Here is a 24,773-nt window from a genome sequence, read left to right on the forward strand (position 1 = left end):
GCGACAGCCGTCACGCCGATGGTCGAATCCGTCGGCGTCTCGAAGAGCTTCGGTTCCAACCAGGTGCTGAAAAGCATCTCGCTCACGGTGCTGCCCGCTGAAGTGCTCTGCATCGTAGGCCCGAGCGGGTCGGGCAAATCGACCTTCCTGCGCTGCATCAACCACCTGGAGACGATCGACTCCGGGCGGCTGTCGGTCGATGGCCAACTGGTCGGCTACCGCCAGAAGGGCGACAAGCTCTACGAGCTCAAACCCAAGGAGGCCGCGCTGCAGCGCCGCGATATCGGCATGGTGTTCCAGCGCTTCAACCTGTTCCCGCACATGACCGCGCTGGAGAACGTGATCGAGGCGCCCATGCGGGTGAAGGGCGTACCGAAGTCGCAGGCCGTCGCCCGGGCCGAGGAACTGCTCACTCGGGTGGGGCTGGGCGACAAGGGCGACCACTACCCGGCACATCTCTCCGGTGGCCAGCAGCAGCGCGTCGCGATCGCTCGTGCCCTTGCGATGGAACCGAAACTGATGCTGTTCGACGAGCCGACCTCCGCGCTCGACCCCGAACTCGTCGGCGAAGTGCTCGACGTGATGAAGGAGCTGGCGAAATCGGGCATGACCATGATCGTGGTCACGCACGAGATGGGTTTCGCACGCGAAGTGGCCGACTCGCTCGTCTTCATGGACGGCGGCGTGGTCGTGGAGTCGGGCGACCCGCGCGAAGTGCTCGCGAACCCGCAGCACCAGCGCACCCAGGCCTTCCTCTCGAAGGTGCTCTAGCGCACTCCCGACCGCCCCGACCGCCGAGAGTCACTACCGCCGCCGAGATGACCCGATGAAAGGGTTACTCTCGGCGCGGACGGCGACTCTCGGCGGCGGGCTCGCGGGCAGGCGGCGCGCGTCAGGCGTCGAGGACTTTGCGGATGCGCTGCAGCGAGACCGTCTCTGCCGTGCCGAGCGACTGCGCGAACAGGCTCACGCGGAACTCCTCGAGCATCCAGCGGGCGTGGACCAGTGACGGCGACGATTCGGGGGCGAGCGGGATGCGGCCACCCGCATCCGTGAACAGGGCCGTGGCCGTCTCGACCTGCGTCATCCAGGCGCGGTCGCGGGCCGGATTCGTCGGTAAGGCCGCCATCCGCTGGCTGATGCCGTTCAGATACCGCGGAAGGTGGCGCAGACGCTCCAGACCGGTCGCCGAGACGAACCCGGAGTAGACGAGCCCGGCCAGCTGGCCTTTCGCATCATTCAGCGCCGAAAGGAACGTGAGACTCGTCGCACCCGCGATGGCCTTGTCGGCGGCGCGGGCCGCGGTCAGGATGCGCGTGACGAGCGCGACCGTCTCGAACATCGAATCCATCACGATGGCCGACACGCGGTCGCGCACGGCCTCGAACTCCGCACGCATGAAAAGCTGCCCGTCGGGCTTCATGCGGTAGAGCACACTGTCGACGACGGCGAGGAGGCAATCGTCGAACAGTGCCTTCGTGTTGGGGTAGGGGCTGGCCGCGAGGGTGAGTTTCTCGGTCGATGTCAGGTGCTGCTGCACGTAGGCGACCGGGGAGGGCACGGCAGCAAGGAGCAGGCGCCGCACCCCGCCGGGCATCGCAGCGGCCTGGTCGGCCGGCGTGCCCATCAGGCGGATGCTCACACTCGCGCCGTCGTCGACCAGCGCGGGATAGGCGCGGATCACGTTCACGCTCCCACCCGGGCCTTTCTGCTCCGTGTCGAGGAACCGCGGGAGCTCGTCGAAGTCCCACGTGGTGAGGCCGCTGCGCTCGATCGCGTTCGGTGTGCGAGCCTCGGCGACCTTGACCACCGATTCACGGGCGCGCGAACGGAGCCGCTCCTGCAGCTCGGGCAGGTCCTTGCCCGAAGCGACGACCCTGCCCCGTTCCCCGATGACGGCGAAGGTCGGGCGGAGGTGGCCGGGGATCCGGCTGAGGTCGAAGTCCGATCCGGATACGCGTGAGCCGGTGAGCCTGCTGATCACCGCCGCGAGCGTGTCGGGGAGGGATGCCGCGGGGCGCTCGCCGTCCTGGGCGTGCATCCCGGCCGTGTCGGCGAGTTCGCCAAGCAGTCGCCTCGCCCAGTCGGCCGCGGGCACGACCTGTCGCCGGATCGACTTCGGCAGCGATTTGATGAGCGCGGTCACGAGGTCGTGGCGGAGGCCGGGCACCTGCCAGTCGAATCCTTCCGCACGCAGGCCGGCCAGCAGCGCCAGGGGAACCTGCACGGTCACGCCGTCGTCGTCGGCGCCGGGCTCGAAACGGTAGCGGAGTGTCAGGCGCTGTTCGCCTTGACGCCAGACCGGCGGGAACGCTTCGTCGTCGACCGGTGCGGAATCCTCGGCGAGCAGCGACTCCTGCGTCATCGTCAGCAGGTCGGGCGTCTCGGCGCGGGCCTTGCGCCACCAGCCCTCGAAGCTCCGGGTGGAGACGACATCGGCAGGGATGCGCCGTTCGTAGAAGTCGAACACGGCTTCGTCGTCGTTCAGGATGTCGCGGCGCCTGGTGCGCTCCTCCAGCTCGCGGAGCTCGGCCCGGAGTGCGCGGTTGGAGCGGTCGAACGCCTGCTTCGAATCCCATTCGCCATCGACGAGTGCGTGGCGGATGAAGAGCTCGCGCGAGAGCTCCTGGTCGATGCGCGAATACTGAACGCGCCGTCGCGGGATGATCGGCACGCCGAAAAGCGTGACCCGCTCGTACGCGACGACCGCCCCCTGGGTCTTCTCCCAGTGCGGCTCGCTGTAGCTGCGTTTGCAGAGGTCGCCCGCGATCGGTTCGGCCCATGCGGGGTCGATGGCGGCGTTCATCCGCGCGAACAGCCGGCTCGTCTCGACGAGCTCGGCGCTCATCAGAGCGTTCGGCTGGCGCTTCGCGAGCGTCGAACCCGGGAAGATCACGAATTTCGCCTGGCGGGCCCCGACGTATTCCGCGCTGCGGGATTTCGGGCCGGCCTTCGTCGAGGCGGGCCGGCCGCCGGTGCTCGCCGTCGCATCCTTCAGACCGATGTGCGACAGGAGGCCGGCCAGCAGAGACTTGTGGATGCCGTCGGGGTTGACGCTCGCATCACCGATCGTCAGCCCCAGTGGCTTCGCCAGCTGCCGCAGCTGCCGGTACACGTCCTGCCACTCGCGGACACGGAGGAAGTTGAGGAACTCGGCCTTGCAGAGACGCCGGAACGCGCTCGACGACAGCTCCCGCTGTTGCTCCTCGAGGTAGTTCCAGAGGTTCAGCAGAGTAAGGAAGTCGCTGGTCGGGTCGGCGAAACGGGCGTGGAATCCGTCCGCGGTGCCGCGTCGTTCGACCGGTCGCTCGCGCGGGTCCTGGATGGTCAGCCCGGCGACGATCGCCATCACTTCGCGGCTCGTCCCGTGGCGCTTCGACTCGACAACCATTCGTGCGAACCGCGGATCGATGGGCAGCTGTGCCAGCTGGCGTCCGATCCGCGTGAGAACGGGCTCGCCGGTCTTCGACTTCACGACCGCGTTCAGCTCGGCCAGCAGGTCGAGGCCGTCCTTGATTCCGCGCGAATCGGGAGGGGTGAGGAACGGGAAGGCGGCGATGTCGCCGAGCCCCAGCGAGATCATCTGCAGGATGACGGCAGCGAGGTTCGTGCGCAGGATCTCCGGTTCGGTGAACGCGGGTCGCTTCTCGAAATCCTCCTGCGAGTACAGACGGATGGCGATGCCGTCGCTCGTGCGCCCGGAACGTCCCGAGCGCTGGTTCGCCGACGCCTGCGAGATCGCCTCGATCGGAAGGCGCTGGACCTTGGCGCGGACGCTGTAACGACTGATGCGTGCCGTCCCCGCATCCACCACGTATTTGATCCCGGGAACGGTCAGGCTCGTCTCGGCGACGTTGGTCGCCAGGACGATGCGACGCCGCACGCCCGCGACCTGCGAGGGCTGGAAGACCCGATGCTGCTCGGCGCTCGACAGGCGCCCGTAGAGGGGGAGGACTTCGGTGAACGGGAGATTGCGGCCGCGCACCGCATCCGCCGCATCCCGGATCTCGTTCTCACCGGACAGGAAGACGAGCACATCGCCGTCGGACTCTCGGGCCAGCTCATCGAGGGCGTCGTTGATGCCCTGCAGATAATCTCTGTCGCTGGACTCGACCGTCTCACCGTCCTCGTCCTCCTCGATCTCGCCGACGAGGGGACGGTAGCGGACCTCGACAGGGAAGGTGCGGCCGGAGACCTCGACCACGGGTGCGGGCGTGCCGTCGGGCGCAGCGAAATGACGTGCGAAACTCTCGGGGTCGATGGTGGCCGACGTGACGATCACCTTCAGGTCGGGGCGCTTCGGCAGCAGCTCCCGCAGGTAGCCGATCAGGAAATCGATGTTGAGGCTGCGTTCGTGGGCTTCGTCGATGATGATCGTGTCGTACTTGCGCAGCATGCGGTCGCGATGGATCTCGTTCAGCAGGATGCCGTCGGTCATCAGCTTGATCCGGGTCGCCGACCCCACGCGATCGGTGAAGCGCACCTGGTAGCCGACCAGTCCGCCGACCTCTTCGCCCAGCTCTTCGGCGATGCGCTCGGCAATCGTGCGTGCGGCGAGCCGACGGGGCTGCGTGTGGCCGATGCTCTCCCGGCCCAGTTCCAGGCAGATCTTCGGCAGCTGGGTGGTCTTTCCCGACCCGGTCTCGCCGGCCACGATCACGACCTGGTGGTCGCGAATGGCGCGGGCGATCTCCTCCCGCCTCTGGCTGACCGGAAGCTCGGGAGGGAAGTGAAGTCGGGCGGGGGAGACCGTGGAAGACATGAGCCTTCCATTCTATTTGCTGGGAGCACGGCGTGCCGCAGACGAGGGAATTGCCGTCGGCGCCACCCGGGGCGTAGCGTTCATCCACACGCCCAGAGCGCCTCGAGTCGATGGAGACATGAGAATATGACGAATACGGGATATGCGACGATGTCGGTCGCGTCCATCCTCGCCGAAACGGCCAAACGGATGCCCGAAAATGTGGCCTTGATCTTCGGCGAGCAGAAGATCACCTACGCAGAACTGTGGGACCAGACGCTCGCATACGCCGGCGCACTCCGCGCTCGCGGCATCGGCCCGGGGGATGCGGTCGCCCTTCTGGTGCCCAACGTGCCGGACTTCCCGCGGGCGTACTACGCGATCCTGTCGCTCGGAGCGGTCGTCGTGCCGGTCCATGCGTTGCTGAAAGCCGACGAGATCGCCTACGTGCTGCGCGACAGCGGTTCCCGGCTGCTGATCTGCGCGGCTCCGCTCCTCGGTGAGGGCGCGAAGGGCGCGGCGATTGCGGGCATCGAGACGCTGTCGGTGCTGGTTCCGGATGAGATGCTCGCGCAGGCCCCGTTCGCCCGGCTCGAAGACGAGGCGCGCGCCGCAGACCCCATCGACTCCTACGTTCCGCGCAACCCGTTCGACACGGCCACGATCCTCTACACGAGTGGGACGACGGGCAAGCCGAAGGGCGCGGAAGGGTGCCACTTCTCGCTCGTCGAACAGGTGAACACACTGTCGGGCGACGCCTTCGACGTGACGCCGGAAGACCGCATCCTCGGCTGTCTTCCCCTGTTCCACACGTTCGGGCAGACGTGTGTGATGAACCTCGGATTCCGGATCGGTTCGGCGATCGTCCTGGTTCCGAAATTCGACGGTGCGACGGCGCTCTCGCTGCTGAACGCGCACCAGTGCACGATCATGACGGGTGTGCCCACGATGTACATCGCGCTGCTCGAGGCGGCGAAGTCGAACCCGGAACGGCCCCCGCTGCGCTACGGGATGTCCGGCGGCGCCGCGATCCCCGTCGCTGTCATCGAGCGGATGAAGGAGGTCTACGGCATCGACATCCACGAAGGATACGGGCTCACCGAGACGTCGCCCGTCGCGACCTTCAACCATCGCGGCCGGCCGACGCGTGTCGGCACGGTCGGCCAGCCGATCTGGGGGGTCGACGTCGAGATCGCCGACGCCGAGATCGACGACCGCATCGAACTGCTCCCGCGGGGCGAACTCGGCGAGATCATCGTGCGCGGACACAACCTCATGAAGGGGTACCTGCACCTGCCCGAAGCGAATGCGGAAGCCGTGGTCGACGGCTGGTTCCGCACCGGAGACCTCGGAACGAAGAGCGACGACGACTACGTCACGATCGTCGACCGCAAGAAGGACATGATCGTGCGCAACGGCTACAACGTGTATCCGCGCGAAGTCGAAGAGGTGCTGTCGACGCATCCGGCCGTTGCGATGGTGGCCGTCTTCGGGGTCAGCGACGCGACCCGTGGCCAGGAGATCGTGGCGGCTGTCACGCTGATGCCCGGCCAGACCGTGGACCCGAGCGACCTCGTCGCCTTCGCGCAGGAGCAGGTCGCGGCCTACAAGTATCCGCGGCGGGTGGAGATCCTCGAGGTGCTTCCCCTCGGGCCGAGCGGCAAGGTGCTGAAGCGCGAACTGGTGGCCAGGTTCGACACCGCCTAGGCTCGCGACGTGCGCATAACCACGGCGATCAACAAGGCCATCTACATCCTCGTGGGCGAAGCGGTCGTGCTTTCGCTGAACGGGCTCCTGCTCTACAACATCCTTCCGCCCGTCGTCGACCTCGCCGCCGTGCTCGTGCTCAACTTCGTCTACGTCTTCATCGGCGTGCGCACCTTTCGGGGGCCCGGCGAGGACGTCGCCGCGCCGCGCCCGTGGTGGCGTGCGACCAACCGGCCTCTGGCTGGTTTCATCATCGGCGGCGTCGCCGGTGTCCTCTCGCTGATCTCCCTGCTGGGGGCGCTCGCGGCGCCACCTGAACAGTCCGGCACCGCCGCCGTCGTCTGTGTCGCCTGGGCGCTCCTCGCCGCCTTCTACCTGCACTCGTCGGTCCGCCTCCGTGCGCTCGACCAGCCCGGGTAGCCCGCCGCCGCCCGCCGCGCCCGCTCCCGCACTACTTCCGTCCCGCCGCACTCGATATGCGCGAGCGCACGTGTCTGTACGAGTGCGCTCGAACTTTGCGGGTGCGAAAGCCTGCTAGGCGCGACGCGGAACCCCCGCAGCGGTCAAGAGCTGGCGCATCGCGAGCGGATCCATCGCATCTGCCCAGGTCCACCGGATCACGCGCGCCCTCGTCGCAGCCCGGAGCGCATCTTCGCGCTTCTTCTCGCGCCAGACGACGTCCCCCGCGGGTGCGCCGCCCGTGTATTCATCGCGTGTGTACTTCACACGGCCGTCGAATTCGCCGACGAGGTTCGATTTCCTCCAATAGAAGTCGACGACGTAGTCGTGCCCCGCGACGTCGAACACGACTTGGATCTCGGGCAGCTCGAATTCGAGTTCGTGGATGCGAGCCCGTGAGAGGGATTCACCCGGACTCTCCGCGCCCGCATTGCCGAACGCGATCGCTCGTGCCGCGCGGCGTGCCCTCGTGCGCGTCCGGAAGCCTCCAGTTCCTGGGCGAGAATCGATCGCAGACTCTCGCCTCGCCGTCGGAGGGCAGCGTCTACAACAGAGACCGCGTCCGTGAAGGGGCTCGTTGCCGCTACATCGATCACCGTGCGGGCCAGTGATGTCACCGTCAGGTCCCCAACATCGACGGTGTCTCCAGGATTCGCACAGGTGTGCGCCGTGATTGCTTTTTGCGAACTCCCGCCGCGAGCGTTCGGGGTCGCGATATGGACCGTGGCCGGCCACGGCGAAACCAGCGGCAGTCCGTGGATTGCTGCCGCAGTCTCTCGGCAGAACACCAGCCGGCGATTGCTGACTGATGCCACCGCCCTGACGCGCAGAAGGTAGCGGGCATCCTGGTCGAGGGAGGCCCAGCGAGGGCCGCCGATGTACATCCCTCGGTGGATGCGCACCAGATCGCCTGCCTGGAGAGCCGACTCGAGCCGACCACCGGTGATGCCGTTCTCACGAAGGCGTCGAGCAGGAATGAGGCCGGACTCCTCCGGTATCAGCGTGTCGACATTCATCCCTCGAGCATGGCCGAGCGGATGGAGCGCGAGCCGGTACGAGTGCGCATCTGTGGAGAACGCGTTGGTGGTGCAACCTGTGGAGGGACGCAGGCCACGTGATGCTTGGTCGGGCGCCGCCGCACTACTTCGCCACGACGGCACTCGTACCACGACGTGCGGTGGGAAAGAAGTAGTGCGGCAGCGCGGGGCGGCAGCGCGGGGCGGCGGGGCGGCGCGGCGGCGCCGCCGCCTCTTTACGTTGTGTGTCGGGCAGGGTGGCACCGGCCCGGGGCCCGGTCTACCGTCTACTCATGTCCCAGCCATCGACCGCCCGACCGCTCCGCGTCGTTGCCGTCTCCGGCAGCCTGCACACGCCATCCCGGACGACGGCGCTCGTCAAGGAGATCCTCGCCGCGTTCGGGCGCGAACTTCCGATCGAAGCCCACCTCATCGAGGTCACCGAGATCGGTCCGGAGTTCGCGGGCGCCCTGCGGCGCGACCAGCTCCCCGAATCGGTCGAGGCCGTACTGGACCGCATCGAGACCGCCGACCTCCTGATCGTGGCGAGCCCGGTGTACCGCGCATCCTTCACCGGGCTCTTCAAGCACCTCTTCGATTTCGTGGGGCAGTACGCCCTTGTCGACAAGCCGGTCCTGCTCGCGGCAACGGGCGGCAGCGACCGCCACGCCCTCATCATCGAGCACCAGTTCCGGCCGCTGTTCGGGTTCTTCCAGGCACTGACGCTGCCCATCGGCGTCTACGCAAACGACTCCGATTTCACCAACCACCAGGTCTCCAGTCTCGAATTGCACGAGCGCATCGACCTGGCGGTCGCACGAGCGCTGCCGCTCATCCGCCTGAGCGTCGCCGAGACCGACTCGATCGCACGCTACCTGGGTGGACGATGAGCACCGCCGACTGTCCGCTGCTGCCGGTGATCGGCGGCGACCTCCAGGTTCCCCTCGTCGACGGGAGCGAGACACGGTACGTGAACCTCGACTACGCCGCGAGCTCTCCCGCTCTCGATGTGGTCGCCCGGCATGTGACCGAAGTGCTTCCGCTGTACGCCAGTGTGCACCGCGGCGCAGGTTACGCATCCCAGATCTCGACCGCGGCGTATGAGCATGCGCGCCGCGTCGTCGGCGATTTCGTGGGCGCGCGCCAGGACGACCTGGTGATCTTCACCCGTAACACGACCGATTCGATCAACCTGCTCGCGTCGATCGTCCCCGGCGAGACGGTGGTCCTCGATATCGAGCATCACGCCAACCTGCTTCCGTGGGTGAACGCGAACGCCCGCGTCGTCAAAGCGGCGGACACGCTCGAGGAGACGCTGAAACGGGTGGATGCGGAACTCGCCGCCCGGCCCGCCGCCCTTCTCGCCGTCACCGGCGCGAGCAACGTGACGGGGGAGACGCTTCCCCTGCGCCGCCTGGCCACGATCGCCCACCGCCATGGCACGCGCCTCGCGGTCGACGGCGCGCAGCTGGTGCCGCACCGCCGGGTCTCGATCGCGTTCGACGGCGTCGACTATCTGGCGTTCTCAGGTCACAAGACCTACGCACCGTTCGGTTCCGGAGTGCTGGTGGGCCGGCGCGACTGGCTCGATTTCGGCGAACCGTACCTGCGCGGAGGAGGCGCCGTCACCCAGGTCAGCCTCGAGTCCACCACGTGGCGTACGGGACCTGCCCGGCATGAAGCCGGCTCCCCGAACGTCATCGGTGTCGCCGCCCTGGCGCGCGCGATCCAGGAACTCGCAGCACTCGACATCAGCGCGTGGGAGGCGCACGAGCGCGCGCTCCGCGAGCGCCTTGTCGCCGGTATCGGCGGGCTGCCCGGTGTGCGCATCCACAGCATCTTCCCCGACGCGACGGACGCCGTCGGCGTCGTGAGCTTCTCGGTCGACGGAGTCGACTCGCGCCTGCTGGCGACGGCGCTGTCGGCCGAGGCGGGCATCGGAGTGCGGGACGGCAAGTTCTGCGCGCATCCGCTGCTGGAGCGGCTCGGGATCACCGGCCCGGCCGTGCGCGCGAGTTTCGGCGTCGGGTCGCGGCTGTCGGATGTGGAGCTGCTCATCGCAGAGCTCTCGCGGTTCCTGGAGCACGGCCCTCGCTGGACGTATGAGCTCGTCGGCGGCCACTGGGTCGCACTCGACGATGCGCGCCCGCGCCCCGACTGGGCGCCCGAGCTCGACGCCGACCAGGGCTTCTACGGCTGCGCCGCCTGAGCGCCTCGCCGGCATGCGCCCCGCGCGTCGTCACACCCGACCCGCGCGCCCGGACCACCAGGAGCCTATTCTGGGCAGATGAACCGGCTCGCAGCAGCGATCAGCCCGTACCTGCGTTCCCACGCCGACAATCCTGTCGACTGGTTTCCGTGGGGAGCCGAAGCGTTCGCCGAAGCGGAGCGGCGCGACCTTCCCGTCCTGATCTCGATCGGCTACGCGACGTGCCACTGGTGCCACGTCATGGCGCGCGAGAGCTTCAGCGACCCGGTGCTCGCCGCGTACCTGAATGAGCGTTTCGTCGCGATCAAGGTGGACCGCGAGGAGCATCCGGAGGTCGACGCCAGCTACCTCTCCGCTGCGAGCGCGTTCACCGGCAACCTGGGCTGGCCGCTGACCGTGTTCACGACCACCCGCGGTCGCGCGTTCTTCGCCGGCACCTACTTCCCGCCGGAGCCGGTGGGCGATCGCGCCTCCTTCCACCAGGTGCTCGAGGCCGTCTCGGATGCGTGGTCCACGCGTCGTGCGGAGGTCGAGGACAACGCCGCGAAGGTCGTCGAAGCCATCCGTGCCGCGTCGACGGCTGCGACCACGGGTTCCGACCTCCCTTCCGGCGCAGTCCTCGACGGCGCCATCGAGCAGCTCGCCCGTTTCGAGGATGCCGAGTTCGGCGGTTTCGGTGGCGCGCCCAAGTTTCCGATCGCGCCGGCGCTCCGTTTCCTGCTCGCGCGTGCTAATGGTGAGGAGCTGGCCGTGCGGACCCTCGAGCGCATGGCGTCCTCTCCGTTGCGCGATCCCGTCGAGGGCGGCTTCTTCCGTTATGCCACGCGTCGCGACTGGGGCGATCCGCATTACGAGCGGATGCTCTACGACAACGCCCTCCTGCTCGACGCCTACACGAGGGCGTGGCAACTGAGCGGCGCCGGCTGGGCGTCGGACACGGCCGAGGGCATCGCCGAATTCCTTCTCACGGTGATGCGCCGTGAGGGCGGCGGGTTCGCTTCGGCGCAGGATTCGGAGTCGGTCATCGACGGGGTGCGCGTGGAGGGCCGGTACTATTCGCTGTCGGCCGCAGAACGCCGGATGCTCGAACCGCCGCCCGTCGACGGCAAGGTGCTGACCGGCTGGAACGGCCTCGCCATCGGCGCCCTGGCGCGCGCCGGGTTCGCGTTCGACCGGCCTGACTGGACGGCCGCGGCACGACGCGCGGCGGACTATTTGCTCGAACGTCACCGGCGACCTGACGGCACGCTCCTGCGGGCATCCCTCGACGACCGGCTGTCGGATGCGCTCGCAACGCTCGAAGACTACGGCGGCCTCGCAGGCGGACTGCTCGCGCTCGCCACGACGACCGGCTCGCCCGATTATGCGCTGGCCGCCCGCGACCTCGTCGATCTCGCACTCGCAGCCGGCCCGGTCGGCGAGGAGCCGTTCGGTGTGCCGGGCGGCCCCGACCCTGTGCTGGAGAGCAATGGGATGGCCATCCGGGTGGATCCGTCGGAGGGCGCCTACCCGTCCGGCCTCACCTCTGCGGCGTCGGCTGCGCACACGGTGTACCTCCTGACCGGGGAGCGGCGCTACGAGCGGGCCGCCCGTGAGGGGATGCGGGTGGTCGCCGCGCAGGCGGTCGAGAACCCGACGGCGTTCGGTGGGGCGCTGGAGCTCATGTCGGCGCTCGCCGACGAACACCAGCAGCTCGTGGTCGTCACCGAGGGTGAGGACGTGTTCGGCCTCGTGGCCGCCGTCCGGCGTCGGCCCGGCGGCCTGGTGGCGGTCGTCACGGACGAGCAGGCTCGGTCGCTCGCCGCCGAAGGGTTCGACCTGTTCGAGGGGAGGGTGGCCGTGGATGCGCATCCGACCGCGTACGCGTGCCGCGATTTCGTCTGCCGGATGCCGCTGCAGGACCCGGCGGCGCTCGGCTGACGTCAGTGCGTGTCGAGCCGGTCGAGCATGCCCCAGACGGCGGTGCTCAGGTCGGGGTGATCGAGCGCGATCTGGCGCAGGAGCTGGTATTCGAAGCGCACGAGCGTCGTCCGGCTCGCGGTCGGATGGTGGGCTCTCGCGCGCTCTTCGCCGAGCCCGTACGTGTCGATGGCGTCTTCGCGGAGCGTGTGCACGACCTGTTCGTCGACGCTGGGCAGGTCGGGGATGAACTCCCACGGGTCGTCGCCCAGGCGGCACCGGTACTCGATCACGGCTGAGAGTTCGTCGCGTGCCTGCTGGCGCAGGACCTCGAGGCTGGTTGGCACGTGCTCCGACACGGTCGTCCTCCTCGTACGCGATCGCCGTTCGTCAGTCCGTCCAGCCTACGTGGCTGAGCCGGAACGGCAAGTCCGCGACCCGCACGGCGATCCTCGCGCGCAGCAGCCGGTCAGTGCGTGCGCGAGAGCAGGTAGGTGTTCAGCTCGGCTGCGAGTGCCGCGTCCACGTGGAAGTCTTTGCCGTCCAGGTTCGTGATGGGAGATGCCTGCCGGACGCTGGACACCAGCCAGAGCGCGTCGGCTTCGGCGAGCTCACGGGCCGGGATGTGCTCGTAGGAGGTCTCGATGCCCCGCGCCTCGAAGAACTCGAACACGGCCGCCTGCGTCGTCCCGGCGAGGATGCCCTGGTCGGTCTGCGGGGTTCGCACGCGGTCGCCGTTGCGGATGATCACATTGGAGGTCGGCCCTTCGAGTGCGTACCCGTCGGAGCTCACGAAGATGACGTCGTCGGCGCCGCGGCGCGCTGCCTCGCGCAGGGCGGCCCGGTTGGCCGCGTAGGAGAGGGTCTTCGCGCCTTGCAGCAGCCACGGTGAGGTCTCGGCGACGTCGTGCCGGTAGCCGCGGTCGAGGCTCACGACCCGGATCCCCAGGCGCGAGGCGGTGAAGTCCTCGCCGGTGTCCAGGTACACCCAGCCGGTGGCGATACCGGTTCCTTCGACGCCCCGCGTCATGATCAGTTTGGCGAAGATCTCGCGTTGCACGCCGTGTTCGCGCTGGTGCGCGTCGATGCCCGCGAGAACCGCCCGGCGCCACACATCGGTGTCCGGTGCGGGCATGTCCATGAGCTCGGCGGAGTGGCCGAGCCGCTTCAGGTGCGGCTCGAGGGCTTGCGGATGCCCGTCCACGACACTGATCGTCTCGAAGAAGCCGTCTCCGCGGGTGACTCCGAGGTCCATGACATTCACGTGCGGTGCGTCGGCTTCGGCCTCCACGAACCCGGCGTCGCCGGTCGGTGCGGAGGTGGTCGCGGGACGGGTCAGCAGGAGCAGCGTCGCAGTGTTCATGTGGCTATTGTCTCGCGATGATGCGAAAAGCGTCATCGCCGACCGGTTCGAGGTCGGATACGTCGATGGCCGTGACCCGCGAGCCGGGCGGTCCGTCGGCCAGCCAGGTGAGCATCCGTTCGATCGCCGCCGGTTCCCCTTCGACTTCCAGTTCGACGGCGCCGTCCGCCCGATTGAAGGCGAAGCCCGCGACGCCGATGCGCCGCGCGGTCTCGCGTGCGCTCCAGCGGAAGCCGACGCCTTGCACGACACCGGTGACGACGACGCGTTTGCGGATCATCGAACCATTGTCGCCGTCGACTCGTCACGAAGCGACGACGTTCTGCTTTCGAAGGGGGAGTCGGTGACGACTCGACTGGGGCCGGAGGGGCCGGGGGATGCGGTTGAATGGGGCGATGACCGAATCGTCCGTCGACCTCCTGCGTCGTGATCTGGTCTCGGCGCACTTCTCGGTCGCCGCTCTGGGAGGGCTGTGGGGCGAGGTCGCGGCAGCCGCGCTCTATCGGGGCCAGCGCATCCCGGCCCTGCGTGCGCTCGAAGCGCACCGTTCGGGGACGTCGGCACCGCTCGCGACCCTGGGCCGCTTGTTCGTGCTCGGCGACGCCGTGCCTGTGGAGAGCCTCGCGGCCGCCCTGCCCGCCCTCGGCGTCCCCGGGGCGATCGGCCTCGGACTCGTGGACGTGAAGGACGGTGACGCCCTCCCCCTGCTCGACCTCCGCCCGTACAGTTTCGTGGACGCTCTCGGTCCGGGCGAATGGTGGATCGCATCCGACCTGGGCGAACTGGCGCTCGGCCGCGCTCTGCCCGAAGACCATGTGCTGGGGGTGGGCGGCGCGTCGATGACCTTGAGCGGCCTGATGCTGCAGGCGCCGGTCGCTTCGGCTCTCGACCTCGGCACCGGATGCGGGATCCAGGCGCTGCACGCCTCCCGGCACGCGGACCGCGTCGTGGCCACCGACGTCTCGCAGCGCGCGCTCGAACTCGCGGCCTTCAACGCCGGCCTGAACGGCGTCGGGAACATCGATTTCCGCCTGGGGAGCCTTTTCGACCCGGTCGAGGGCGAACGCTTCGAGCACATCGTGTCGAATCCGCCGTTCGTCATCACCCCGCGCAGCGAGGGTGTTCCCGCGTACGACTACCGGGACGGCGGGATGGTCGGCGACGCCCTCGTCGAAGCCGTGATCGAGAGCGCCGGCGACTACCTCGCACCGGGCGGGGTCGCGCAGCTTCTCGCGAACTGGGAGTACGGGGGCGACGGGGACGCCTTCGACAGGGTGCGCGGCTGGCTCGACAGCGGTCGCGCCGCGGGCCTCGACGCCTGGGTCGTCGAGCGCGACGTCCAGGATGCTGCGGAATACGCCGAGACTTGGATCCGCGACGGCGGCACCAGGCCGGGGACGCGCGAATTCGACGACCTCCTCGGCGCGTGGATCGACGACTTCGCCGCGCGCGACGTGACAGCGGTCGGTTTCGGCTACGTGCTGCTGCGGCGCCCGGAGACCGGATCGCCGAGTCTGCGCCGGCTGGAACGGCTCCATGGGTCGCTCGGCCGGCACGAGGCCGGTCTCGGCGTCCATCTCGGAGCCGCTCTCGCCGCCCACGACTGGCAGGCGGGGACCAGTGATGCGGAGCTCGAAGCGGCGTTGCTGACCGTGGCGCCGGATGTGACCGAGGAGCGCCACTCCTGGCCGGGCGACGAGGGTCCGACGGCCATGGTGCTCCGCCAGGGCGGCGGTTTCGGCCGCACGGTGCAGGCGGGCACCGCGTTGATCGCGTTCGTGGGCGCCTGCGACGGCGAGCTGAGCGTCGGCGCCATCGTGGCGGCCATCGCCCAGTTGCTCGAGGTCGATGCGGCAGCGCTGACAGAGGAGCTCCTGCCGGCGATCCGGGGACTCATCGACGACGGCTTCCTCGTGCCCGTCGCCTGACCCCTTCGAAGGGCCCGATCAGGGGACCGAGACGAGTTCGACGTCGTGCAGGCCGCCTTCCCGCACGTTCGCCGTGAGGAACGTGCAGCGGGGCTGGCGCCGGCGGTCCGTCGGCGAACCCGGGTTCAGAAGCCGCAGCCCTCGCGCCGACACGGTGTCCCAGGGGATGTGACTGTGTCCGAACACGAGGACGTCGGTCTCGGGGAAGGCGAGGTCCATCCGGGCTTCGCGTCCGGTGGCCGGCCCGGTCTCGTGGACGACGGCGAAGCGAACCCCGCCGAGCTCGACGGCCGCCACCTCCGGCAGGCGCCTCCGGAGGTCGGCACCGTCGTTGTTGCCATACACACCGATGAGCCTGCTGGAGCGCGCTTCGAGCGCATCCAGGGTCGCGACGTCGACCCAGTCGCCGGCGTGGACGACGGCGTCCGCAGCATCCACCGCCTGCCACAGCGCGCCCGGCAGGTCCCGCGCCCGTCGGGGGATGTGCGTGTCGGACATCACCACCAGGCGGATCACGGCCGGCTCAGGAGACATGCACCCAGCGTATGCGCCGGTCGTGCTCGCGGGCGCGTTGTGCCAGAGTGGATGCGCCCGGCGAACCCAGTTGCTCAACACACGGAGGAAGGCATGTCGTTCCAGGCATATCTCGACACGATCACCGCGAAGACCGGCATGTCCATCGACGAGCTCCTCGTGATCGCCCGCGACAAAGGCTTCGATGAGCCGTCGACGAAAGCGGGCGACGTCGTGTCGTGGCTTGCGGACGACTACGGCCTGGGCCGGGGCCACGCCATGGCGATCGTGCGCCTGCTGAAGGACCAGTCCGGCCCGGCAGTGACGAAGAACGACAAGGTGGATGCGCTCTTCGCGGGCTCCCGCGCACGGTGGCGACCGCTCTTCGACGGCGTTCTCGCTCGCGCGGAAGGCTGGGGCGACGACGTGGCGGTCGCACCGACCGACAGCTATGTGAGTCTCACGCGGGGCGGCAAGAAGTTCGCGATCGTGCAGCCGACGGGGGAACGCCTCGACCTCGGCATCAAGCGCAAGGGCGTCGACCCGGACGGACGCTTCGAGGCGGCCGGGAGCTGGAACGCGATGGTGACCCACCGGGTGCGGATCACCGACCCGGCGGAACTCGACGACGAGGTCTTCGACTGGCTCAAGGCCGCATACGAAGCAGACTGACCACGAACCGGCCGTGCGCGGCAGGGGCATCCTGGTCTAGCGTCGGAATATGGACTATCGCACACTCGGCACCAGCGGAACCGTCGTCTCCGAGCTCGCCCTCGGGACGATGACCTTCGGGGCGGAGGCGGACGAGACGGATTCCCATGCGATCCTCGACGCCTTCGTCGAAGCAGGAGGGACGTTCGTCGACACCGCCGACGTCTACAGCAGGGGCGCATCCGAGTCGATCATCGGGCGCTGGCTGGCCTCGCATCCCGGAAGTCGCGACCGTGTCGTGATCGCGACGAAAGGGCGTTTCCCCATGGGCGCGGGACCCAACGACCTCGGCCTCTCGCGAACCCACCTGCGCCAGGCGCTCGAGGGCTCCCTGCGTCGACTGGGTGTCGACCACATCGACCTCTACCAGATGCACGCGTGGGACGCCGTGACACCGATCGACGAGACCCTGCGGTTCCTCGACGATGCCGTCAGCAGCGGCTCGATCGGCTACTACGGCTTCTCGAACTATCTGGGCTGGCAGCTCACGAAGGCCGCCTCTGTCGCGCAGTCGCACGGCTGGGCGCCTCCTGTCACGCTGCAGCCGCAGTACAGCCTGCTGGTGCGCGGCATCGAACACGAGGTCGTCCCTGCGGCGCTCGACGCGGGCCTGGGGCTCCTTCCGTGGTCGCCGCTGGCCGGAGGATGGCTGAGCGGCAAGTATGTGCGCGATCAGGCGCCGACCGGAGCGACACGGCTCGGCGAGAACCCGAAGCGCGGCATGGAGGCGTGGGATGCGCGCAACGCCGATCCGCGCACGTGGGACGTCATCGACGCGGTCGCGCAGGTCGCCGGGGCGCACGGCGTGTCGTCGGCGCAGGTCGCGCTCGCGTGGCTGCTCACGCGACCGGCCGTCACCTCGGTCATCCTCGGCGCCCGCACGGTCGACCAGCTCGCGGACAATCTGGGTGCCGGGAGCGTCGCGCTCAGCGACGACGAGGTGCGGATGCTCGACGAGGTGTCCACTCCGCGAACCGAGGACTACCCGTACGGGGCACCGGCGATCGAGCAGCGCACCCGCAAGCTGACCGGAGGGCGCTGACGGGACAGCGCTGACGGAAATTGGCGTCACGGCCTGGCGTCACGGCCTGGCGGGCCCCGGCACCACCGTGAGGACGCGCTCGATGAACTCGAAGAACGACACCATGTACGCACGCAGGAAGTCTTCCGTCGCCGGGTTCGTGACCTCGCCCTCGGGCGTGATGAGACCAGGGCGAGCCGTGATGTAGGCCTCGGGTGCGTTCATCTGGGGCGCGTTCAGGAAGCTGAGGACGCTTCGCAGGCTCTGCTGGGCCACGGCCGTGCCGATCGCGCCCGGCGATGCACCGATGACGGCGGTCGCCTTGCGAGCGATCACGTTCTCGCCGTACGGCCGGCTCGCCCAGTCGATGGCGTTCTTGAGCGCGCCTGGGATCGACCGGTTGTACTCGGGGGTCACGAACAGGAGAGCATCCTGTTTCGCGATCTCGGCCTTGTAGTCGACCGCTACCTTCGGGAAGTGGCCGTCGAGGTCGCGGTTGTAGAGCGGGAGGTCCTTGATGACCATCTCGCTGAGCTCCAGTTCCTGCGGTGCGAGTCGGATGAGTGCCCGGGCGAGAGCCCGGTTGATCGACTGTTCGGAGAGGCTTCCGACGAAGTATCCGACGTAGTACGGCGGCATGTGCTCGATGATTGTGGCCATGTCCCCAGCTTTCTCCGCATCCGCCCCGGTGTCGAGAGGACGACCAGGGCGATAAATAGGGCATCCTCCCGATGTCCGGCACCCACCTTAGAAACCACGATGGAAGGCACAAGGAGAACAAGCACAGGGGAGAGATCATGCAGTTCGCCGAAGAATACGCAGCACACCGGCTCAACGCGTTCGCCGAAGCCGAGCGGGCGCGGGAGCTCGAACTCCGCCGCGTCATCGCGGAACGGAAGGCACTCGCACACGAGCAGCGTGCGGCAGCCCGGAGGGCGCGGCGCACGGTCGAAGTCGTCGCCGGATCCGAGGTGCCCGTCGTGCCCGAGACGGTGACCGTCGAGACCATCCTGCGGTCCGCACCGCCGGTCGTCGTCGGGGCCCCCGTCAGCGGTGGACCCGCCTCGCGAGACGATTCCGAGGCGCGCAGGGAGCTTCACGCGGCGATGCGATGAAAGCGATTTCGCCCGTGGCGAAGGCGAGCGAAAAAACGGGTTCGAACGTCGGTGGCTCGTGGCACGATGAAGCCATGAAGTCACCGGCGGCGAGCCCTTCGATGATCGGGCGTGAGGCCGATCTCGAGACGTTGCGCGAACAGCTCGCGGAGAGCTCCGAGGGTCATCCGCGGGCCGTCGTCGTGGGGGGAGAGGCAGGCATAGGCAAGACGCGCCTGCTCGACGAATTCCGGGCCGAAGCGTCGCGGTCTGCTCTCGTCCTGACCGGCCGCAGTGTCGACCTGGGGGCCGACGGGGCGCCGTACGCCCCGTTCACCGCCATCCTCCGCCAGCTCGCCGACGACATCGGAATCGATGCCCTCCTCGAGGCGGCCGGTACGAGTCGCAGCGTGCTGACGGTGCTGCTTCCGGAGCTCGGCGCGATCGAGGGGCTCGGTCCGCCGGCAATAGCCGAGCGCGCCGGGGTCGAGCGGCTCTACGAACTCGTCGCGGTGCTGCTCGAGAACGTCTCGCGGGCGCGCCAGCTGGTCATCGTGATCGAAGACATCCACTGGGCAGACATGGCGACGCTCGACCTCGTGCGGTTCCTAATCCGCATGCTCACAGGCGGCCGCATCCTGATCATGCTCAGCTACCGCAGCGACGAAGTTCTGCGCGGGCATCCGCTGCGCTCCTACCTGCCCGAGCTCGACCGCACGCGACGTGTCGTCCGCTGGGAGCTCGCGCGTCTCGATCGCGCCCAGGTCGCGGCGCAGTGCGAGCAGATCCTCGGATGCCCCGCCGACGCCGCAACGGTCGACCGGGTGTACCAGCTGAGCGAAGGTGTTCCGTTCTTCGTCGAAGAGCTGATCGGCATCGACCATCTCGGCACGGGCGACGACCTGCCCGAGACGCTCCGGGAGTTGCTGCTCGCACGCTACGAGCGGCTCAGCGAACCGACCCAGCACGTCCTCCGGCTCATGTCGGCCGGTGGCAGCTGTGTCGACCACGAGCTCGTCGCCGCGGTGTTCACGGGCACCCCGGAGGAGCTCGACGCTGCTGCACGCGAAGCGGTGACCGCCAACGTGCTCACCACCGACGGAAATGAGTACTCGTTCCGGCACGCCCTCGTGCGCGAGGCGATCCACACCGACCTGCTTCCCGGGGAGCGCGCGCGATTCCACACCCGCTACGCCGAAGCACTCGAGAGCGGCCGTGGAGGTCCCCGTTCCCCGAGCGAGATCTCCTACCACTGGATGGCCGCGCATGATGTGGGCCGCGCGTTCGTCGCGACCCTCGAGGCGATGGAAGAAGCGCGGCTCTCGTACGCTTACGTTGCGGCAGCCACGATGGGCGAACGCGCCATCGAGCTGTGGGACCGTGTCGCCGGCGCCGAAGAGATAGCAGGGCGCAGCAGGATCGACTTGCTGGCGCAGACTGCGTCCGCGCTGCGGAACGCCGGGGAGAGCGACCGGGCGCTGTCGATGATCAACGTGGCCATCGACGAGAGCCCGCGCGAGCCGGGCGACAGGTATGCGCGACTTCTGCGCGACAAGGCACAGTACCTGGCGAACCTCAGCCGTCCCGGTTCCACCCAGCTGTTGCGGCAGGCGCTCGAACTCCTGCCTGACAGCGCGGACAGCTCATTGCGTGCACAGCTGCTCGGCGAGCTCGCCGGCCGCCTCATGCTGGAGGCACGTGACGACGAAGCCGTCGAGACGGCCACCCTCGCCTTCGAGGAGGCGAGCGCCGGGGGAGTGACCGAGCGCATGTCGATCGCCGCAACCGTACGCGGGGTCGCTCGCGTCGGTCGCGGAGAGATCGACGCAGGGCTCGCCGACCTCGAGAAGGCGCGCATGCTCGCCGGAGTCGACGGAGGTCCGCTCCTGCGCTACTTCGTCAATGCGTCCGACGTGATGAACCTTCTCGGCAGGTACGACGACGCGATCGCGATCGCCCAGACCGGCGCCGAGCAGGCGCGCGAGCGCGGCATGGAACGCACGTCGGGTGTGATGCTGTCGTCGAACACGGTCGAACCGCTGCTGGCGGCGGGCAGGCTCGATTCGGCGGAGGCGCTCCTCGACCCGGCTCTCGCGCTCGATCCTCCGCCGGGATTCCGGGTTCACCTGCAGCGCATGAAACTCTGGCTCACGCTCTGGCGCGGTGATCCCGCGCGTGCCGACGAGCTGCTGCGCGGGTGGCGTGCGGGCATGGTCGCGCAAAGCGAACTCGAAATGCAGTCGCGCCTCGGTTTCGCCCGTGTCGCCGCCGAGATCGCGTTCGCCCAAGGCGACCTGCAGCGTGCCTGGAACGATGCCGGCGCCATCACCGCACCCGAACGGCGCCGGATGCCCGCCTACGACCTCCCGCTGCTCGCGATCGCATCGCGCACCCTCGTCGCGCTGTCGAAAGCGGATTCGTCAATCGACACCACGGATGAAGAGACACGACTGCGGAAAGTCATGGCCGATGTCGGCGACTGGCCGACCGCGCCGGTCTGGCGGGCCGTGTTCGACGCTGAACTCGGCGGCACCGATCACGATGGCACCTCCGTGAGCGGATGGCAGGCGGCGAGCGAAGCGGTCGTCGTCGAGACCGCACCGGTCCACCTGCGTCCATACACGCGCTTCCGACTCGCACAGGCGCTCGTCGTGAACGGTGAGCGGGCAGAGGCGGAGATGGTCGCACGAGCGGCGCGCCGCGGTGCCGAACGGCTCGGCCTCGGGCTCATAACGTCCTGGATCGACGACTTCGCCGCGCAAGCAGGGCTCGACCTCGGCGCGGAAGCGGCCAGGCATCCACGGGTCGATCTCGACCCGAGCAGACTCACCGAGCGCGAGCAGCAGGTGCTGGCGCTCATCGAACAGGGGCTCAGCAACCGGCAGATCGGCGAGCGTCTCTACATCAGCGCCAAGACGGCGAGCGTTCACGTCTCGAGCATCCTGCGGAAAGTCGGGGCATCCTCACGAACCGAGGCCGTCTATCGGGCGGCACACACGATGCACTGAACGTGCACTCACCGCCGGGGCAGTGACACCGGGCCGGCGTAGTCGTTTGCGATGGTGGTCTCGAACGAGTGGAGCTGCTGAGGAAGCAGGTCGGCCTTGACGAACAGCGAGACACCGAGGCCTGCGCCCGCGACGATGACGACGTTCGCCAGTAGAACCCACAGCGGCGCCCATCCGCGGCCCGAGACCCGGTGAACGCGCACACCCCGGGCGATCAGGTAGGCGAACGGGCTGAGGATCACCCATGCCCACGACGCACGCTTGTGGTACCCGAACCCGGCGAGCCGTCGGCGATCCCGTACCGCGAAGGCGATCCACAGGAGCGGCATCAGCAGCATGGCAGCCAGCATGACGTACCAGGCCGCGCCGACAGCCGCGAGCACACCGAGCGTCGCAGCGATCACCACGGAGATCCACGGCGTGAACGCCATCATCCAGACACCGGGGGTGTTCCAGTGGGTCGGTTGCAGCCAGCTGCTCTCCGCGGCGGTAGTCGCAACGCGGTCGGCGCGCGCCGGGCGGCCGCGGGTGGGAAGGTCATCGTCCCCGGTCAGCGCCAGAGCCGGCGTCTGCTCGGTCGAGAGCGTCGGCGCAAGAGTCGGCGCCGTCACCACGGGTGCCGCCGGCGCAGCAGGGACGGGCGCAGCAGGAACGGGGGCGACCGCAGGAACGGGGGCGACCGCAGGGGCGGCGGGAGCAGCTGACGGGCCGTCGAAGTAGGTCGCCCAGCTCGACGCGAAGTCCCCGGCGGGCGACGGCGGAGCCTGTGTGTGCTCGGTCCAGCCCTGACCGTTCCACCAGCGCACGGCGGACGGCGTCAGAGGGTCTTCGTACCAGCCGGCGACGGGAATCGCCTCCATCGTCGATGTGCTCACAGCCTGACCTCCTCACGCTCGTGGCTCGCTCCGGTCGGTCCGGAGGGCATACGTCGAGTCTAAGGAAGTACTGGTGAGGGCCGGTTACCCCAAACCGAGGGCGTAGAAGTGGCGACACGCCGGTGGTAGTGCACGGGTCAGCCGCTGATCAGGCGGGCGCAGTCGATGCACAGTTCGGCCGTCGGTCGCGCGTTCAGTCGGTCGATCCCGATCGGTCGCCCGCACCGCGCACACACTCCGAACGTGCCGTCCGCGAGGCGCGAGAGCGCAGCATCGACGGCGTGCAGATCGGCCGCGGCTTCACGTTGCACAGCGTCGAGTCGTGACCACTCGAACGAGAGCGTGGGGCCCTCCGGGTCGTGCTCGTCATCCGCCTGACCGTCGGCTCGGGCAGAAAGCACGTCGCCCATCGACGCAGCCAGCGTGCTGGCCTCCTCGGCGTCGAGCGCGCGGCGCTCTCGAAGGACGCGCTTGAAGCGGGCGAGTGTCGGTGTGGACAGCCCTGACGCGCTCATAGCGCCGCTCGCTTCGTCTCCGCCGTCAGGCGACGGGAAGCGACGCCTCGATGAGCTGAAGGATCTCGGGCGCATCCGGCTCGACCTGCGGGCGGAAGCGGTGGACCTCGCCGGTCGGTGTGATCACGAACTTCTCGAAATTCCATTTGACCTTGCCGGCCTTGCCTTCGGCATCCGGCGTCTTGGTGAGCTCGGTGTAGAGCGGGTGCTGCGAACGGCCGTTCACCCGCACCTTCTCCATCATCGGAAAGGTGACACCCCAGGTCGTCGAGCAGTACTCCTTGATCGCCTCGGTCGAACTCAGCTCCTGGAGGAACTGGTTGCTCGGGAACCCGATCACGGTGAAGCCGCGGTCGCCGTAGGTCTTCTGCAGGTTCTCGAGCTTCTCGTACTGCGGCGAGAGCCCGCAGCGCGAGGCCACATTGACGACCAGGATGACTTTGCCGTCGAACTCGGCGAGCGAGGTCGGGTCCCCGTCGATGGTCTGGATGGGGATGTCCGTGAGACTCATGAATTGAGTTTATGCATCCACTGCAAGTATTCGTATGCATGGAAGCGAATGACCCAGCCAAGTGTCAGTTTCACTCACAGAATCGTCGCCGGCCGGCGACGGGGTGCAGGATTGTGAACTATGAACTCCATCACCTCGAATGCGTCCAGTCGTCAATGGCAGCTCGTCAGACGGCCTGTCGGCTGGCCGGTCGAGGAGGACTTCCGGTTCGTCACGGTCGAGCTTCCCGACCTCTCCGAGGGCGACGTCCGGGTGAGCAACGAGTTCGTCTCCGTCGACCCGTACATGCGGGGCCGCATGAACGACGTCAAGTCATACACTCCGCCCTACGCGCTCGGCCAGACCATGGTCGGCGGCGCGGTCGGCCGGGTCATCGAGTCCCGCTCGGCGGCCCACGCTGTCGGCGACCTCGTCCAGCACTTCCAGGGCTGGCGTGATGTCGCCCAGGGGCCCGGCGCCCAGTTCCGCAAAGTCGCCGAGATTCCGGGCATCTCGTCGTCGGCCTACCTCAGTGCCGTCGGGATGACGAGTCTCACGGCCTGGGTCGGCCTGCTGGTCATCGCCGAGATGCGTCCGGGTGACACGGTCTTCGTGTCCGGTGCGGCCGGCGCGGTCGGGTCGGCGGCAGGCCAGATCGCCCGGCTACGGGGCGCCGCCCGCGTGATCGGCAGTGCCGGATCGGATGAGAAGGTCGCCCTGCTGACCGAGCGTTACGGTTTCGACGCGGCCTTCAACTACCGCAACGGGCACATCGCGCGTCAACTGCAGGCGGCCGCGCCCGACGGCATCGACGTGTACTTCGACAATGTCGGTGGCGAGCACCTGGAGGCCGCCATCTTCGCGTTCAAGGACGGCGGACGGGCCGCCCTGTGCGGGGCGATCTCGGGCTACAACGCCGAGACCGCGGAGCCGGGGCCGCGCAACCTGTCGATGATCACGAGCAAAGGGCTCACCCTGCGCGGGTTCACCATCGGCAACTACCAGCAGCACGCCGCCGACTTCGCCGCGGAGATCGCCCCGAAGGTCGCTTCGGGCGAGATCGTCTACGACGAGACCGTGGTCGACGGGATCGAGAACGCCCTCGAGGCCTTCTTCGGGCTCATGCGCGGCGAGAACACCGGCAAGATGGTGGTGCGTACCGCCTGAGCGGACCGCCGCGTGTCAGGCTGATTCGCGTGTCAGGCTGATTCGCGTGTCAGGCTG

The 24,773-nt window shown here is 68.5% G+C and carries 22 protein-coding genes; 12 read left to right on the plus strand and 10 right to left on the minus strand.

Features of this window, described 5'->3' with window-relative positions; genetic code table 11:
• The first annotated feature begins 18 nt into the window (after positions 1-18).
• The gene (locus G3T36_RS14740) at positions 19-771 is read left to right on the plus strand and encodes an amino acid ABC transporter ATP-binding protein (protein ID WP_193571267.1); all 753 of its coding nucleotides are present in this window, start codon (positions 19-21) and stop codon (positions 769-771) included.
• 121 nt (positions 772-892) lie between these two features.
• Here G3T36_RS14740 and hrpA read toward each other — a convergent pair whose 3' ends face one another.
• Positions 893-4,762 (minus strand): ATP-dependent RNA helicase HrpA, encoded by a 3,870-nt coding sequence (gene hrpA / locus G3T36_RS14745; RefSeq protein WP_163290570.1) that lies wholly within the window; start codon positions 4,760-4,762, stop codon positions 893-895.
• Between the two features lie 126 nt (positions 4,763-4,888).
• Here hrpA and G3T36_RS14750 point away from each other — a divergent pair, with 126 nt between their 5' ends.
• Both G3T36_RS14750 and G3T36_RS14755 read left to right on the plus strand, forming a co-directional pair.
• On the plus strand, positions 4,889-6,448 hold the full coding sequence (locus G3T36_RS14750; protein WP_163290571.1) for a long-chain-fatty-acid--CoA ligase: 1,560 nt from the start codon (positions 4,889-4,891) through the stop codon (positions 6,446-6,448).
• A 9-nt stretch (positions 6,449-6,457) separates the two neighbouring features.
• Complete coding sequence (locus G3T36_RS14755) at positions 6,458-6,868, plus strand: hypothetical protein (protein ID WP_163290572.1); 411 nt, start codon at positions 6,458-6,460, stop codon at positions 6,866-6,868.
• A gap of 114 nt (positions 6,869-6,982) precedes the next feature.
• On the opposite strand, the gene G3T36_RS14760 is transcribed toward G3T36_RS14755, so the two are convergent.
• The gene (locus tag G3T36_RS14760; protein WP_163290573.1) at positions 6,983-7,255 is read right to left on the minus strand and encodes a hypothetical protein; all 273 of its coding nucleotides are present in this window, start codon (positions 7,253-7,255) and stop codon (positions 6,983-6,985) included.
• Between the two features lie 961 nt (positions 7,256-8,216).
• On the opposite strand from G3T36_RS14760, the gene msuE reads away from it, so the two are divergent.
• The 3 genes from msuE to G3T36_RS14775 all read left to right on the plus strand — a co-directional run bounded on the left by msuE (position 8,217) and on the right by G3T36_RS14775 (position 12,052).
• Positions 8,217-8,813, plus strand: a complete 597-nt coding sequence (gene msuE / locus G3T36_RS14765; RefSeq protein WP_163290574.1) for an FMN reductase — start codon at positions 8,217-8,219, stop codon at positions 8,811-8,813.
• Positions 8,810-10,132 carry an aminotransferase class V-fold PLP-dependent enzyme gene (locus G3T36_RS14770; protein WP_163290575.1) on the plus strand — a complete coding sequence of 441 codons (1,323 nt, stop codon included), beginning with the start codon at positions 8,810-8,812 and terminating at the stop codon, positions 10,130-10,132. The genes msuE and G3T36_RS14770 overlap by 4 nt, the downstream gene beginning before the upstream one ends.
• Positions 10,133-10,210: 78 nt before the next feature.
• A complete protein-coding gene (locus tag G3T36_RS14775) occupies positions 10,211-12,052 on the plus strand; it encodes a thioredoxin domain-containing protein (RefSeq protein ID WP_163290576.1) in 1,842 nt (613 codons plus the stop codon).
• A 2-nt stretch (positions 12,053-12,054) separates the two neighbouring features.
• On the opposite strand, the gene G3T36_RS14780 is transcribed toward G3T36_RS14775, so the two are convergent.
• From G3T36_RS14780 to G3T36_RS14790, 3 genes are all read right to left on the minus strand, one after another.
• The gene (locus G3T36_RS14780; protein WP_163290577.1) at positions 12,055-12,390 is read right to left on the minus strand and encodes a hypothetical protein; all 336 of its coding nucleotides are present in this window, start codon (positions 12,388-12,390) and stop codon (positions 12,055-12,057) included.
• Positions 12,391-12,500: 110 nt separating this feature from the next.
• Entirely contained in the window at positions 12,501-13,394 is an 894-nt protein-coding gene (locus tag G3T36_RS14785) for an aminodeoxychorismate lyase (protein WP_163290578.1), read from the minus strand.
• Between the two features lie 4 nt (positions 13,395-13,398).
• A complete protein-coding gene (locus tag G3T36_RS14790; protein WP_163290579.1) occupies positions 13,399-13,674 on the minus strand; it encodes an acylphosphatase in 276 nt (91 codons plus the stop codon).
• A 115-nt stretch (positions 13,675-13,789) separates the two neighbouring features.
• On the opposite strand from G3T36_RS14790, the gene G3T36_RS14795 reads away from it, so the two are divergent.
• Complete coding sequence (locus G3T36_RS14795) at positions 13,790-15,322, plus strand: DUF7059 domain-containing protein (protein ID WP_240148554.1); 1,533 nt, start codon at positions 13,790-13,792, stop codon at positions 15,320-15,322.
• A gap of 18 nt (positions 15,323-15,340) precedes the next feature.
• On the opposite strand, the gene G3T36_RS14800 is transcribed toward G3T36_RS14795, so the two are convergent.
• Positions 15,341-15,856, minus strand: coding sequence for a metallophosphoesterase family protein (locus tag G3T36_RS14800; RefSeq protein ID WP_193571237.1), 516 nt, complete (start codon positions 15,854-15,856; stop codon positions 15,341-15,343).
• A 93-nt stretch (positions 15,857-15,949) separates the two neighbouring features.
• Between G3T36_RS14800 and G3T36_RS14805 the strand changes: the two genes are divergently transcribed.
• Both G3T36_RS14805 and G3T36_RS14810 read left to right on the plus strand, forming a co-directional pair.
• Positions 15,950-16,507 carry a DUF4287 domain-containing protein gene (locus G3T36_RS14805; protein WP_163290581.1) on the plus strand — a complete coding sequence of 186 codons (558 nt, stop codon included), beginning with the start codon at positions 15,950-15,952 and terminating at the stop codon, positions 16,505-16,507.
• 49 nt (positions 16,508-16,556) lie between these two features.
• On the plus strand, positions 16,557-17,588 hold the full coding sequence (locus G3T36_RS14810; RefSeq protein WP_163290582.1) for an aldo/keto reductase: 1,032 nt from the start codon (positions 16,557-16,559) through the stop codon (positions 17,586-17,588).
• 39 nt (positions 17,589-17,627) lie between these two features.
• On the opposite strand, the gene G3T36_RS14815 is transcribed toward G3T36_RS14810, so the two are convergent.
• Positions 17,628-18,206: an NADPH-dependent FMN reductase gene (locus G3T36_RS14815; protein ID WP_163290732.1), complete on the minus strand. Its 579-nt coding sequence runs from the start codon at positions 18,204-18,206 to the stop codon at positions 17,628-17,630.
• Positions 18,207-18,364: 158 nt separating this feature from the next.
• On the opposite strand from G3T36_RS14815, the gene G3T36_RS14820 reads away from it, so the two are divergent.
• Both G3T36_RS14820 and G3T36_RS14825 read left to right on the plus strand, forming a co-directional pair.
• Positions 18,365-18,682: a hypothetical protein gene (locus tag G3T36_RS14820; RefSeq protein ID WP_163290583.1), complete on the plus strand. Its 318-nt coding sequence runs from the start codon at positions 18,365-18,367 to the stop codon at positions 18,680-18,682.
• Positions 18,683-18,756: 74 nt separating this feature from the next.
• Positions 18,757-21,669 carry a helix-turn-helix transcriptional regulator gene (locus G3T36_RS14825; RefSeq protein ID WP_240148556.1) on the plus strand — a complete coding sequence of 971 codons (2,913 nt, stop codon included), beginning with the start codon at positions 18,757-18,759 and terminating at the stop codon, positions 21,667-21,669.
• An 8-nt stretch (positions 21,670-21,677) separates the two neighbouring features.
• Here G3T36_RS14825 and G3T36_RS14830 read toward each other — a convergent pair whose 3' ends face one another.
• The 3 genes from G3T36_RS14830 to G3T36_RS14840 all read right to left on the minus strand — a co-directional run bounded on the left by G3T36_RS14830 (position 21,678) and on the right by G3T36_RS14840 (position 23,570).
• Positions 21,678-22,544, minus strand: coding sequence for a DUF2510 domain-containing protein (locus G3T36_RS14830; RefSeq protein WP_205245069.1), 867 nt, complete (start codon positions 22,542-22,544; stop codon positions 21,678-21,680).
• 137 nt (positions 22,545-22,681) lie between these two features.
• Positions 22,682-23,059 carry a TraR/DksA family transcriptional regulator gene (locus G3T36_RS14835; RefSeq protein ID WP_163290584.1) on the minus strand — a complete coding sequence of 126 codons (378 nt, stop codon included), beginning with the start codon at positions 23,057-23,059 and terminating at the stop codon, positions 22,682-22,684.
• Between the two features lie 25 nt (positions 23,060-23,084).
• Positions 23,085-23,570, minus strand: a complete 486-nt coding sequence (locus tag G3T36_RS14840; protein WP_163290585.1) for a glutathione peroxidase — start codon at positions 23,568-23,570, stop codon at positions 23,085-23,087.
• A gap of 120 nt (positions 23,571-23,690) precedes the next feature.
• Here G3T36_RS14840 and G3T36_RS14845 point away from each other — a divergent pair, with 120 nt between their 5' ends.
• Positions 23,691-24,716, plus strand: coding sequence for an NADP-dependent oxidoreductase (locus tag G3T36_RS14845; RefSeq protein ID WP_163290586.1), 1,026 nt, complete (start codon positions 23,691-23,693; stop codon positions 24,714-24,716).
• Positions 24,717-24,773 lie beyond the last annotated feature (57 nt).

Source organism: Leifsonia tongyongensis, from assembly GCF_010686705.1.
Lineage (GTDB): Bacteria > Actinomycetota > Actinomycetes > Actinomycetales > Microbacteriaceae > Diaminobutyricibacter > Diaminobutyricibacter tongyongensis.